This window comes from Bradyrhizobium sp. BRP20, assembly GCF_020194215.1.
GTDB classification, from domain to species: Bacteria; Pseudomonadota; Alphaproteobacteria; order Rhizobiales; family Xanthobacteraceae; genus Bradyrhizobium; species Bradyrhizobium yuanmingense.
In genome coordinates this window covers 154,585-166,051 of record NZ_JADYVY010000014.1, presented here as the reverse complement: position 1 = coordinate 166,051, position 11,467 = coordinate 154,585, and the positions used below count along the sequence as shown (strand labels likewise).

Genomic DNA, 11,467 nt, shown 5'->3' with positions numbered 1-11,467 from the left:
CCAAGCACATGCTTAACTTGATCTCCAGGCAGATCGAACGACTGCGCAGCTTCATCTCCGGAAGCAATCGGAAAACCCCGATCGAGACGCCTCTCGCCGACACTATCACCCTTCCCGAAGAGCACGCTCGCGGCATTGGGCCGGAGCGCTCCGACAAAGCCGTTCTCGGTGCCGACGGCATCCACTTTCAGGGCGTCCGATATCAGAGCGCCGATCTCAACGAGATGCTGTCCTGGATGGGCCCGGGCCACACCGTGAAGGTGATGATCAAGGATCCGTCCGACCCATCCAGCATCTTCGTGTGGAACAGTGGCGCGCGGCCGGCTCCGCGCTGGATCAGGGTCCCCGCCGCGGCGCCCGAGGGCGGCCCTTCAGGCGGGCGCACGAAACGCACGTCTTCCCTTCCCGCACCTGAGCTCAAGCGCATGCTGGCGCATTTTGAAGGGGGGCCGTGTCCGGCGATTGGCGGTCGGCCTCAAGGCCGCAAGCCGAGCAAGTCGGCGCTCACGAAAGCCAAGCGCACGAAGACCAGCAACGCCGCCGCCGCCAAGGCGAAGACCGCGACGCGCGTTTCGAAGATCAAGCACAAGTAACAGGAGCAGACCATGAAGAGCACCGACATCCAGGCCGGGATCGACCGCCTCGCCAAGTTCGACGAAATCATCATAGAGCACCCGCGGCTCGCAAAAATCCGAGAGAAAGTCACATGGCTGCTCGGCAATACGGCCAGCGTGGTCACCGCCAACGAGGCCCGGAGAGCTACGTCCAGAGGCAGGCCCTTCAAGAAGCGGGAGCTCTGGGTGCTGCCCATCGTCGGCCCCAGCGGCGCGATGAAGTCCACCTCGATCTCGAAGGTCGTCGACGAGATCAACGCTGACGAGCGGTTCCCCGAAGGGGACATCCCCGTGCTGCTGGTGACGATGCGCGGCGTCAGGAACGCCCGCGCTTTCCTCACCCTGGTGCTCGAACACTACGGCGACGCCGCCAAGGAGGTGCTGCCGGGCTCCGGGCCCATCAACGCGCAGGTCGTTGCACGCGGCATCTACCACTTGGCCCGGCAGAAGCGGACTCTCCTGCTGATCATCGACGAGGCGCACGAGATGCTGCGCCACGACGGCGGCAAGACGGGCCACTCGATGGCCATGTTGATCAAGACCATGGTGAACGAGGGGATCTTCTCCGTGATCCTGGTCGGCACCGACGAGATGCTCGGCCTCTTCCGCTCGAAGGAGCTCAAGTCGCGGACCGTCGCGGACGAAGACGCGACCCTGCGCCCCTTCGACATCAAGAAGGAAGCCGATCGCCGCTACTTCTTCCGCTTTCTGCAGCGCATCGAGGATGAGATGGTGCAGAGGGGCGTGGTCGACGAGCCGCTCGGCTGGGTCTCCAGCCTGGAGGACCGCGCCAAGATGTTCGACATGAGCGGCGGAGTGCCCGGGATCGCCTGCCGCGTCCTGCGGATGGCGCTCGAGCGCGCACTTCGCAAGGGCCGTACGTCGGTCACATGGGAGGACTTCGAGAGTGCCTTCCGCGCCTTCAACTCAACGGAGCTTCGAGAGGCTTTCGACCCGTTCGCGAACGGCCCCCACAAGTCGACGCTGGGCCGGCTGAAGGTGGAAGCCGAGGCCAAGAAGGCGCCAGCACGCGGGACGAAGGCCGCATGATGGCCTTCCGTCCACTACCCAGATTCATCGCGACCGTCGGCGCCCCGTTCGCCGACGAGAGCCTGCGCGGCTATCTCGGCCGGGCGCTCTCGGTCACGGCCATCAGAAACCTGGCCACCCTGCTGAAGCTGGCGGACGCCACGAAGCCGAACGCGGTTTCGCTCGCAACGACGCTGACCGACAAAGGCGAGGTCGAGCGCATCGCTGCGCTGATTGGATGCGCCCCCGACGACATCTTTGCGCGCACGTATCCGCCGGGCGAATTCGCCCATTCCGGATCCGAGAGCATCCAGTTCTTCGGTACCGAGGTCAGGCTTCACTTCCGTGAAACCAAGTATCGGCGAGTGTCGCCGCGGGCGCTTGACCTCGCCCAATATCACCGTGCGATCTGGGAACTCCGCCCCATCGCCTTCGACCCGCAGACCCGCGAGAAGCTGCTCGGCATCTGCCCCGTTTGCGAGCGCAAGCTCGGCTGGCTGCGCGCCGACGTTCCGACGCTTTGCGACAAGTGCGATGATGTCGACCTCCGCGACTTCCCGCAGCCGGTTTCGCCCGTGGAGGACGAAGAAGCCTACCAGTTCGTCGTCGGCCTGGTCGATCCGGACCCGGTCAAGAAGGAAGCCGCCCGCCGTCTGCTTCCGGAAGACTGGAGCGGCTTCTCCAACGGCGACCTGTTCGAGACCGCCGTCGCGCTGGCGAGCGGCCTCACGCTCGATCCCGCCCTGAGCGCCAAGAGCGCCCAGGGGCGCAGCAAGCGCAGCGAACAATTCGAGGCTCTGACGCCGGAGCTGCTCGCCGCAGCCGGCCGCGCCATCATCCGCGGCGCCACCGGCTTCGCGAACCTTTGCGAACGCTACCGTGACGACATGGAGAGGCGCCCCCTGCACTACGGCCGCCGCAAGGAGCTCGGTCCGCTCGCCTACATCACGTACGACAAGCACATCGAGCCCCGCATTCGGACTTTGCTCGGTGCGCTCATCGAGAAGGACATGCAGACGACCTGCCGGGATTTCGCGCTCCGGAAGGGGCCGGATGCCGACGGAGCGATGCTCGCGACCGACGCCTTGGCAAAGACCTTCGGCGTCAGACGCTCGGTCCTGCAGCGGCTCGCCCGAAGCGGGCTCATCCCCGTCGCGCGGGCGGTCGACGCCATCAGGTCGCCGGTGCGCATGGCGGTGCGAGACGTGGCACCCCTGATCGAGCAGATGAAGAACGCCATCGGCGAGAACGAGGCGGCAGGCATGCTCGGACTGCCGCTGTCGGTGCTGCCGAGGCTCGCCGACCGAGGGCTGATCGAAAGGCTCGATGGCCCCGTCCGAGGTCTCGTTCCTGGCTGCTGCGGCTACACCAAGAGCTCGGTCGAAGCCCTCATGACCAGGATCTGGTCGGCACTCCGGCCGAGCCGGGCCAGGTGCCGCTCGATCGCCGTCGCTGCCCGCTCGATCGGGCCCGGCGAGACGCCCTGGGCCGCCGTAATCTCCGCCATCGTCGCCGGCGACGTGGTCGTTCACGACACGGGGGCGCAGCGGCGCAACATCCGCTTCAGCCTCGCCGTCGAGGACATTCCCGCGTTCGTGGCCGGCGTGAACAAGCATCTGCACGGGACGGCGGTCCCGCCCCTGCCGCAGTGGATCGCCCAGTCCACCGCCGCCGAGATCCTGCAAGTCAACGTCGCCTTCCTCTCCCGCTTGGCCAACATGCGGCCCGACCTCCTGCCACAGCAAGGGCCCGGCTACACGCCGTACCTGACGCGCGACGTTGCAGCCCTCGCCGCCCGGTACGTCTTCGTGCCCGAGATCGGCCGACGAGCCGACATGCATCCCCGGCGGGTCGTTTCCTGGCTGCGGACCCAGAACGTAGCCCCGCTGCTCTCGCTGCAGGAAAACCGGGATTTCGCGTATGACCGCTCCACTGTCGAGCCGCTGCTGACGCAAGCGATCGGCGAGACCGCCGCGAAGAAGAGCCTTCTGACCGATGCGCCGGAAACGGTCCGGACCAAGTTCATCGCCGCCATCGCTGCCGGTGCGGGACCGAAAGCAACCGCAGCGGCGATGGGCCTGCCCTACCGCAAGGCCAAGCGCTGGTTCGAGGTCTGGCGCGAGACAGGCGCAGTTGCGGAGCGGAAGTTCGGATTCCGGTCGAAGCTCGACGAGCATGAGGACTTCCTCCGGACCCTGCTCGGGCAGCGACCCAGCCTCCAGCTTTCCGAAATCACCGAGGCACTCGCCGCCCGCGGAGTCCAGGCCAGCAACACGGCCGTCTGGAACGCCATGGAGCGCTTCGGCATCGCACTCGCCGGACGGCGTACCCGGCAGAGCGCCGGCACCACGAAACTTCCGCCTGACAACAGCAACCCTGAAAGGAATACGGATGAAAACCAACACACCGTTCATGCCGAAGATGCCCGTGCCGACGCGCCCCAATGAGACCTGGGCGGTCGATCACGCGATCCTCGACTGGCCCCAAAGACTGTTCGTCATGCTGGTGATCGACGTCGCTACGCGCCGGCCGCTGAGCGCAACGGTGAGTCTGGCTGTCAGCGAAGACATCGTCGCCACTCTGGAGCGGCTAGCCCGCCGAACAGGGTGCCCGCGGGAGATCTGGGTCGATCACAGCTCCGCGTACCGCTGGGGCCTGTTTCAGGATTGGTCCAGGCAGCGCGGCATCGAAGTCCTTCACGGGCCCGGCCCGCAGGCCAAGGCCGTCACTGAAGGGCCCCTGCGCCACCTCTGCAGCAGCCTCCACGCCAAGCACCTCCCGACCCTGATGGAGCTCGGGCACGAAATCGAGCGCTGGCGCCAGTCCTACACTGCGACCAAGTAGGAAGGGATGACGCGGCTCGGCCGCCAGCCCACTCTCTGCCGGTGGTCTCAGCCTCGCCCGCCGGCCGAAGGGCTCCTGGGCGACCTTCTCCTACAATTCGCCGTCCCAAGCGCCGGCGGAGCTCCAGCCACCGTCGCCCTCTCGCTCGCCACTCGAAGGATGTAACCGCCAGGCATTGTGCAAAGGGTCGTGGAGCACGTGGACAAGATCCCGCCCCACCGAATGCGAATCCCTGCCCTGTGCTAACGGCCGGGAACGGTGAAGCGGGCGAAAGGATTCGTCCCTGGCAGGAGGATCTCGATGCTGATGACGAAGGAAAGGCGGCCGGCAATCCGGACGCTGCGCGGCTGGGCGATCTCCGTGCTGCAGGAGGCCGGTGCGATCCACGAATGCGAAGAACACGGCTGGGTGCAGGACCGCGCCGACCCGCACGCCCGCGAGAGCGCGTTGGACCTCGCCCGCCGGGATCCGCCGACGGGCATCTCGCCGGAAGCAGCCGTCGCCGAGGTCCGCGGCGTCTTGGATTCGATCGGCGACACGTGCCCTGAGTGCGCGTAGCCGAACGGAGGGGACGCCGACGCGGAAGCCTCCCCCTACACAGATCTAATCCACCACAGATTGAACATGGTTCTCGCGGACACTAGATGACGATCACCCGTCGTCCTCGAGGCCTCCCCATCATGAGCGATCATTTCTGGCGGCAGTTGCCCGCTGGTCTGCTGAAGAAGAAGGCACGAGGCTGGATGCGCCTCGACATCGGCGTGAGGGAGCTCGTCGTGGAGCTTGCCCGCGCGCAGAATTTCAAGTGCGCATTCTGCGAGGAGACGCAGGATCTGATCATCGAGCACGATCACGACCCGGAACGCGGCACCGGCGACAAGCCCACTATCTACAACATCCGCGGTCTCGCCTGCTCGGGGTGCAATTGGCATCTCGGAATGTACGAAGCCGACGAACGGGGCGACTATCGCGGCTTCGACGACGCCCACATCCGCATCAGCGAGCACAACTTCTATCCGTACGCTCAAGCCTACGACCACCGTGTGCTCACCCTGCTCGAAGAAGAGCTCGAGCAGCGGATGGAGCCGGTCAACTATTGGCACAGACGGCGTTTTCTGCAGAAGTTCGACGAGCGCGAGTGGAGCCGCGACTATCCCTGGCCGAGCTATTTCGGCGAGATCAAAGAGCGACGGCGCATGACAATCCGAACGCCCGAGCAGTTCTGGAACGCCTTCGCCGCCAGCGTACGCTTTGTCGTCGAAGAAAAGCGACGAAATCCGGACTTCGAAATCCCCGAGGCGTTCATCCGCGTTGTGGTTCTCGTGAAGCCCATCGTCGACGAAGTGTGGCCGCAGATCGAAGACCGTTATCGGGCCATCCAAGCGGAAAAGCTGGCGCAGCGCCCGATACTTTCTCCTCCATCGCCGGGCGCCACCGAGGCATCCGTCTAAGCAGACTTGCGCCGCGCCCCGGCCGCCGGCTTCTTGGCCGTGGCCTCCTTCGCCGGCTTCTTGCCTGCGATCGGCATCAGCATCTCCTTCTGACCGACTGCGGCCTTCTTCGGCTTCTTGGCGGGCTTATTCTGCGCCGCTGCCTCGGTCGCAGCGCCTCCCACGCTCTTGCGCAGGGCGTCCATCAGATCGACTACGTTCTCGCCCTTGGGCCGCTCCTTGGGCCGGATGACCTTGCCGGCCCGCTTCTGATTGATGAGCTCGACCAGGGCGCTCTCGTAGTGATCCTCGAACTTCTCCGGATCGAAGCGCCCCGCCTTCTGGTTCACGATGTGCTTGGCGAGGTCAAGCATGTCCTTCGTGACCTTCACGTCCTGGATCTCATCGAAATATTCCTGCTCGCTGCGGACCTCGTACGGATACCGCAGCAGCGTGCCGATCAGGCCTTTGTCGCGCGCTTCAAGGGCGATGATGTGCTCGCGGTTGGTCAACACCACCCGTCCGATCGCCACCTTGTCCATCTCGCGGATGGTCTCGCGGATCACTGCGAAAGCGTCGTGCCCGACCTTGCCGTCCGGACGCAGGTAGTAGGGGCGGATCAGATAGCGCGGATCGATGTCGGCCCTGTCCACGAACTCGTCGATCTCGATGGTACGGGTGGACTCCAGCGCGATCTCATCGAGCTCCTCCTTGGAGACCTCGATGTACTGGCCCTTGTCGAGTTCATAGCCCTTGACGATGTCCTCGTTCGGCACCTCGTCGCCGGTGTCGGCATCGACCTTAAGGTACTTGATCCGGTGGCCGGTCTGCCGGTTCAGCTGATTGAAGGAGATCTTCTCGCTCTCCGAGGTCGCCGGGTACAGAGCGACGGGACAGGTGACGAGGGACAGTCGCAGGAAGCCTTTCCAGTTCGCTCGGGGGGCCATGGCTGACGCAACACTCCTCGGTACACAGGGCTCGGATTCAAGACGAATGGGCCCGGCCAGTTCCGACAGGCCCGCCGGCAATCCCCGAGATTCGTTCGGGGCCCGGACTCGACTCTGGCTTCGTTCTTGTTATGTTCTGATCTATGTCCAACCGTCCCGCCAGTTGGCGCTTCCCCACGCAGCGACAGATGCAGAAACTCGCCTCCTCACCCGAGACCGGCCGGAAAACCCCGCCCACGCCGGCCGTAGGACCGGCAGACGAGCTCCCGCCCGAATACTGGCGGTCGCTCATGGATGACCCGCTAGTCGCAACCCGGCCCGCCCCGTCCGGTGCGGCGCTGCGCCTGAGCCAAATTCCCGAGCATCTGCTGAGGGTAGGATGCCGCCGCTGCGGCAGAACCGTCGAGATCCAGAAGGCGGATGCCGTCCGGCTGTACGGGCAGGCCGCGATTTGGCGGGATGTCAGCCAGCGTCTGCTGGACAACACATGCGCGACCCGGACGGGCCGCCATGAGGAAGACGGCTGCTGGCCGACGTTCGAGTAGGCGCAGGCGCGGCGAGACGGGATGGCACCAAAGCACCACCCAACGCCGCTTTCCGGAGGCGACCGCAAGGCGCTCGCCAAGGAGCTCGGTCGCGCGCGAGCGATGACCACAATCCTCGCCGCCCAGTCGTCCGAAGTCCGGGCCAAAGGCGAGGCCCTCATCAAACAAGCCGACCGGCTCCTTTGCGAAAGCTGGAACGAACGCATGTGGGCCGATGGCGGGCCGATCGACCCGTCGCCATCCGTCGATCAGGCCATCAACGGCGCGCATGCGTGGCTCGAGATCGAGTGCTCGCGCTGCAAGGCTCGGCGGGTCGTGAACTTGGCGACGCTGCGCCACGCGCCGACCACGTTCGTCCACGACCTGGCCAGCCGACTTCGTTGCAGCGCGTGCGCCAAGGCCGGTCGCCGACCGCCGGCGACGCTGCTACAGCTGTCGCAGCGAGCCCGCCATCCGGATCCGGACGCCTGAATGTGTAACCTCTACTCGATCACCACGAACCAAGCCGCCATCAGCGAGCTGTTTCGCGTCGTCAATCGGTACGTCGGCAACCTGCAGCCGATGCCCGGCGTCTTTCCGGACTACAGGGCGCCGATCGTCCGGAACGGCGTAGACGGCCGGGAGCTCGCGCTGGCCCGCTGGGGCATGCCATCGTCGTCGAAGGCGCTGATGGACGCGACCAAGAAGCGGGCCCAAAAGCTGCAAGCCAAGGGCAAGACAGTCGACTTCAAGGAATTACTCCGGATGGAGCCCGACGGCGGCACGACCAACATCCGGAACGTCAAGTCGAAACACTGGACGCGATGGCTCGGCGTCGAGAACCGCTGCGTGGTGCCGTTCAACAGCTTCAGCGAGTTCAACAAGGCTGAAGGCGGCGACATCTGGTTCGCGCTCGACGAGACCCGCCCGCTCCTCTGCTTCGCCGGTATCTGGACCAACTGGACCTCCGTCAGGAAGGTCAAGGAGGGCGAGACCACCAACGACCTCTACGCTTTCCTGACGACGGAGGCCAACGCGGAAGTCTTCGCCATCCACCCGAAGGCGATGCCGGTGATCCTGACGACGCCGGACGAAGTCGAGACCTGGATGACGGCACCCGCCGAGGAAGCCCTGAAGCTGCAGCGGCCCCTTCCGGACGGGACGCTCCGGATCGTGGCACGGGGTGCAAAGGAAGATCAGGTCGGGTAGACGAGGCCTCATGACCGACATCCGCGAGACCCTCGGGTCCCAACCGCTGCGCATAGGCATCTCGACCCGCGCCCTCTTCAATCTCGAGGAGGAGCACGCGGTCTTCCAGAACCAAGGCGTCGAGGCCTATTCGGCGCTGCAGCTCGAGCGGGAGGACATGCTCATCGGCAAGGGGCCGGGGTTCGAGGTCGTAGAACGGCTCCTGCGGCTGAACGAGACGGATCAAAAGCCCTACGTCGAGGTTTTCCTTCTCTCGCGCAATTCGCCCGACCTCTCCCTCCGGGCCTTCAACTCCATCGACCATTACGGGCTCGGCATAAAGGCGGGCAGCTTCACCAGCGGCCGGTCGCTTGGCCCCTTCATCTCCGCCTGGGAGCTCGACCTTTTCCTGTCCAACGAGATCACCGACGTGCAGGCGGCAATCGAGGCGGGCGCTGCCGCAGCGAAGCTGGGCACGGCTCCCGAGGCCCGCCAAGAGGATCCCAGCGACGAAGTGCGCATCGCTTTCGACGGGGACGCCGTCGTGTTCAGCGCCGAATCCGACGAACTCTTCAAGAATCAGGGATTGCAGGCTTTCCTGGCGCACGAACGAGAGAACGCGAAGACGCCCATGTCTGGGGGTCCATTCGGAAAATTCCTGCGGAAACTCTCGATCCTGCGAAAGATCTTCCTCAACGACCAGGGCGTCAGCAGGGTTCGGATCGCCATCGTCACCGCGCGCAATGCGCCCGCCCACGCTCGCGTGGTGCACACTCTCCGCGATTGGGGGACGCCGGCCGACGAAGCGCATTTCGTGGGCGTCCGCTCCAAGGGTCCGATCCTGAAGGCCCTGGGCGCGCACATCTTTTTCGACGACCAGATAAAGCATGTGCTCGGCGCAGCCGGAGTGGTGCCGGCCGGCCACGTCCCCGGCCCCCACGATCCCGACGAGCCGATTATCCCGGCGGGGCTCTAACTGCGACCACCGCCGGGCTTGACTCCACAAGCGTCGCCCCGCCAATTCACCGATCAAGGTAGTGGGGTTGCGTCATGGAGCAGGAGTTTTACCAAGGTCTCGCCCATCGGGTTCGCGTTATCGCCGAGCGGGCCGACCCTTTCACTCGGCGTCGCCTGCTGGATTTAGCCAAGCGGTACGATGCCAAGGGCAGCACATCGCGATCGGCGCCAACCGAGCGACCCCTGCCCTTGCCCCTGTCGCGCTCGACCCCACCGATGTCGATCTTCTCCGGGCCAGGCGAGTCCTGACGCCCCGTCTAGCCGTGTCCGACAGAACATTGATCGTGGCCACCGCCGCTCGCGTCAGGAGCGCTTCCGGCGGCTACCCTTGGCGTAGTGGTCGAAAACGCGCTTGACGTGCTCGTCGGCGAAGGTGCGCTCGTCATCCCACTCAAGACCGAGTTCTTCGGCCAAGGTCAAAAAGCCGGGGCCGGGCACGGTGTGGCCCGCGGTCTTCCTGTGAACGATGGCGGACAGCAAAATGCCGTCCTTCTCGAAGCTGATCTCCGACACCCGCCCCAGCACCTTACCGACCTTGGTGCGGTCGGCCGGCACCGTCCTCGACAGCCCCAGCGCCTGCATCACCTGTTCGTAGAACAGGATGGTCTGGGCGACAGCGGCCTCCTCCAGGTACTTCCTCGCGATCTGGACCTGATGTTCGAAAGCTTCGGCAAGGTCGATCAGCCCCTGAAGCTTGATGCATCGGGTGCTCTTGATCTTGATCACCTCAAGCTGCTCGGTGGCGATCATCCGCTCGATGGCGGCGCGGGTGACGCCCCGGTAATCGGCTGCCATCTGCACCGAGACCACCGCCAGCTGCGAATTCCGGCGGAAGGCATCGATGTACTCTTCGACATTCTTGAACTCGAGCACGACACGTCTCCGTTATGTTACGAAATCGATACATAACGGATTAGTTAGCTTATGCAAGCACGCAGCGAGCCATTAGGGCTCAAAATCACGTCGACCGCTTCCGAAGCTGGCTGACGGTCCAGTCGAAGAGCTCCGCCGGCCTGGTGAAGGTCGGCGGCATCTCCGTCGGAAAAAAGAGAGCCTTGAAAAGATGGGCGACCACCTCCAGAGCGACGCTGTCCACCGCCGGCTCGAAATAGGACGACACGTGCATCACCCTCGAGTAGGCTGGAGGGTGCTTGGCGTCGCCGCCGACGGGCGCGAACAGCAGCAGCCAGGCCAGCGCTACCCCGACGGCCAGAATCCTGAACTCGCGCTGCGGGCCCTCCGGCACTTTCTCGAACACCCACTTGGCGGCGAATTCGTCGGCCTCCTCTTCGTCCTTGAGGCTCCTCGAGCTCTCCACCTCGTGTTGCCGATGAACATGCCCGACCTCATGAAGCAGTATCCAGGCGACCGCGCCGAGGAAGACGTTGTTGATCTCCTGGATTACTTCATGGCCGGAGTTGACATCCGGACACGTTAGATCGTCCGGCCAGGGAGCGTCGACCTGCCGCAGCTTGTCCGCGTAGACGAGATAGCCGCGCAGTTTATGCATCGCCCTCCCGATGTTGACCGGGCCTTCGACGGCACCACGATTGGCCTTGACCACGTCGAGCAAAAAGACGCCGAACACGGCCATGCACCACACCATCGCCAATCCGGAATACGAGACGGCGATGCTCCGGTTTTCAGGGTTCGCCAGGAACGGCTGAACGCGGCCGGGAGGGGCGCCCTTCTTGGCAATCAAATCCCATAGGGCGCCCCCGAAAACGTCGTTCGTCAGTTCGTCCGCCCGCTCCGGAGCTATGTGTGACAGGTTGCTCCCAAGGAGTTGGAAGTAAGGCTCCATCAAAACCGCCGTGTCCTTGGCCGAGAGAGAGTTCGTGGGGGTGGTCATTTCAGTTCGCCTTTCGGGTATC

General features: G+C 64.8%; 14 protein-coding genes. 11 read left to right on the top strand and 3 right to left on the bottom strand.

The features are described 5' to 3' along the window. Nucleotides 1-8: 8 nt before the first annotated feature. The 6 genes from I6F33_RS28105 to I6F33_RS28080 all read left to right on the top strand — a co-directional run bounded on the left by I6F33_RS28105 (nt 9) and on the right by I6F33_RS28080 (nt 5,938). On the top strand, nt 9-593 hold the full coding sequence (locus tag I6F33_RS28105) for a Mu transposase C-terminal domain-containing protein (protein ID WP_225144745.1): 585 nt from the start codon (nt 9-11) through the stop codon (nt 591-593). A 12-nt stretch (nt 594-605) separates the two neighbouring features. After that, nucleotides 606-1,664, top strand: coding sequence for an ATP-binding protein (locus I6F33_RS28100; RefSeq protein ID WP_225144744.1), 1,059 nt, complete (start codon nt 606-608; stop codon nt 1,662-1,664). Next, the gene (locus I6F33_RS28095; protein WP_225144743.1) at nt 1,661-4,090 is read left to right on the top strand and encodes a TniQ family protein; all 2,430 of its coding nucleotides are present in this window, start codon (nt 1,661-1,663) and stop codon (nt 4,088-4,090) included. The genes I6F33_RS28100 and I6F33_RS28095 overlap by 4 nt, the downstream gene beginning before the upstream one ends. After that, nucleotides 4,035-4,487, top strand: coding sequence for a DDE-type integrase/transposase/recombinase (locus I6F33_RS28090; RefSeq protein ID WP_225144742.1), 453 nt, complete (start codon nt 4,035-4,037; stop codon nt 4,485-4,487). Before I6F33_RS28095 ends, I6F33_RS28090 begins: the two co-directional genes overlap by 56 nt. Nucleotides 4,488-4,787: 300 nt before the next feature. After that, nucleotides 4,788-5,045 (top strand): hypothetical protein, encoded by a 258-nt coding sequence (locus I6F33_RS28085; protein WP_225144741.1) that lies wholly within the window; start codon nt 4,788-4,790, stop codon nt 5,043-5,045. Between the two features lie 122 nt (nt 5,046-5,167). Further along, a complete protein-coding gene (locus I6F33_RS28080) occupies nt 5,168-5,938 on the top strand; it encodes an endonuclease domain-containing protein (protein ID WP_225144740.1) in 771 nt (256 codons plus the stop codon). On the opposite strand, the gene I6F33_RS28075 is transcribed toward I6F33_RS28080, so the two are convergent. Beyond that, nucleotides 5,935-6,864 carry a Ku protein gene (locus tag I6F33_RS28075; protein ID WP_225144739.1) on the bottom strand — a complete coding sequence of 310 codons (930 nt, stop codon included), beginning with the start codon at nt 6,862-6,864 and terminating at the stop codon, nt 5,935-5,937. The two genes, I6F33_RS28080 and I6F33_RS28075, sit on opposite strands and share 4 nt — an antisense overlap. Before the next feature lie 188 nt (nt 6,865-7,052). On the opposite strand from I6F33_RS28075, the gene I6F33_RS28070 reads away from it, so the two are divergent. From I6F33_RS28070 to I6F33_RS28050, 5 genes are all read left to right on the top strand, one after another. After that, a complete protein-coding gene (locus I6F33_RS28070; RefSeq protein WP_346657217.1) occupies nt 7,053-7,409 on the top strand; it encodes a hypothetical protein in 357 nt (118 codons plus the stop codon). 21 nt (nt 7,410-7,430) lie between these two features. Further along, nucleotides 7,431-7,880, top strand: a complete 450-nt coding sequence (locus I6F33_RS28065; protein ID WP_225144737.1) for a hypothetical protein — start codon at nt 7,431-7,433, stop codon at nt 7,878-7,880. Then, nucleotides 7,881-8,597 carry an SOS response-associated peptidase gene (locus I6F33_RS28060; protein ID WP_225144736.1) on the top strand — a complete coding sequence of 239 codons (717 nt, stop codon included), beginning with the start codon at nt 7,881-7,883 and terminating at the stop codon, nt 8,595-8,597. Nucleotides 8,598-8,607: 10 nt separating this feature from the next. Further along, a complete protein-coding gene (locus tag I6F33_RS28055) occupies nt 8,608-9,552 on the top strand; it encodes a 5'-nucleotidase (protein WP_225144735.1) in 945 nt (314 codons plus the stop codon). A gap of 74 nt (nt 9,553-9,626) precedes the next feature. Continuing rightward, nucleotides 9,627-9,842 carry a hypothetical protein gene (locus I6F33_RS28050; protein ID WP_225144734.1) on the top strand — a complete coding sequence of 72 codons (216 nt, stop codon included), beginning with the start codon at nt 9,627-9,629 and terminating at the stop codon, nt 9,840-9,842. A 54-nt stretch (nt 9,843-9,896) separates the two neighbouring features. On the opposite strand, the gene I6F33_RS28045 is transcribed toward I6F33_RS28050, so the two are convergent. Then, the gene (locus tag I6F33_RS28045) at nt 9,897-10,466 is read right to left on the bottom strand and encodes a hypothetical protein (protein WP_225144733.1); all 570 of its coding nucleotides are present in this window, start codon (nt 10,464-10,466) and stop codon (nt 9,897-9,899) included. Between the two features lie 85 nt (nt 10,467-10,551). Beyond that, a complete protein-coding gene (locus I6F33_RS28040) occupies nt 10,552-11,445 on the bottom strand; it encodes a phage exclusion protein Lit family protein (RefSeq protein WP_225144732.1) in 894 nt (297 codons plus the stop codon). Nucleotides 11,446-11,467: the final 22 nt, after the last annotated feature.

What these genes read in the sequence shown, in the direction of transcription:
- I6F33_RS28105 (WP_225144745.1), top strand. Translation starts at nt 9, where the DNA reads ATGCTTAACTTGATCTCCAGGCAGATCGAACGACTGCGCAGCTTCATC.
- I6F33_RS28100 (WP_225144744.1), top strand. Translation starts at nt 606, where the DNA reads ATGAAGAGCACCGACATCCAGGCCGGGATCGACCGCCTCGCCAAGTTC.
- I6F33_RS28095 (WP_225144743.1), top strand. Translation starts at nt 1,661, where the DNA reads ATGATGGCCTTCCGTCCACTACCCAGATTCATCGCGACCGTCGGCGCC.
- I6F33_RS28090 (WP_225144742.1), top strand. Translation starts at nt 4,035, where the DNA reads ATGAAAACCAACACACCGTTCATGCCGAAGATGCCCGTGCCGACGCGC.
- I6F33_RS28085 (WP_225144741.1), top strand. Translation starts at nt 4,788, where the DNA reads ATGCTGATGACGAAGGAAAGGCGGCCGGCAATCCGGACGCTGCGCGGC.
- I6F33_RS28080 (WP_225144740.1), top strand. Translation starts at nt 5,168, where the DNA reads ATGAGCGATCATTTCTGGCGGCAGTTGCCCGCTGGTCTGCTGAAGAAG.
- I6F33_RS28075 (WP_225144739.1), bottom strand. Translation starts at nt 6,864, where the DNA reads ATGGCCCCCCGAGCGAACTGGAAAGGCTTCCTGCGACTGTCCCTCGTC.
- I6F33_RS28070 (WP_346657217.1), top strand. Translation starts at nt 7,053, where the DNA reads ATGCAGAAACTCGCCTCCTCACCCGAGACCGGCCGGAAAACCCCGCCC.
- I6F33_RS28065 (WP_225144737.1), top strand. Translation starts at nt 7,431, where the DNA reads ATGGCACCAAAGCACCACCCAACGCCGCTTTCCGGAGGCGACCGCAAG.
- I6F33_RS28060 (WP_225144736.1), top strand. Translation starts at nt 7,881, where the DNA reads ATGTGTAACCTCTACTCGATCACCACGAACCAAGCCGCCATCAGCGAG.
- I6F33_RS28055 (WP_225144735.1), top strand. Translation starts at nt 8,608, where the DNA reads ATGACCGACATCCGCGAGACCCTCGGGTCCCAACCGCTGCGCATAGGC.
- I6F33_RS28050 (WP_225144734.1), top strand. Translation starts at nt 9,627, where the DNA reads ATGGAGCAGGAGTTTTACCAAGGTCTCGCCCATCGGGTTCGCGTTATC.
- I6F33_RS28040 (WP_225144732.1), bottom strand. Translation starts at nt 11,445, where the DNA reads ATGACCACCCCCACGAACTCTCTCTCGGCCAAGGACACGGCGGTTTTG.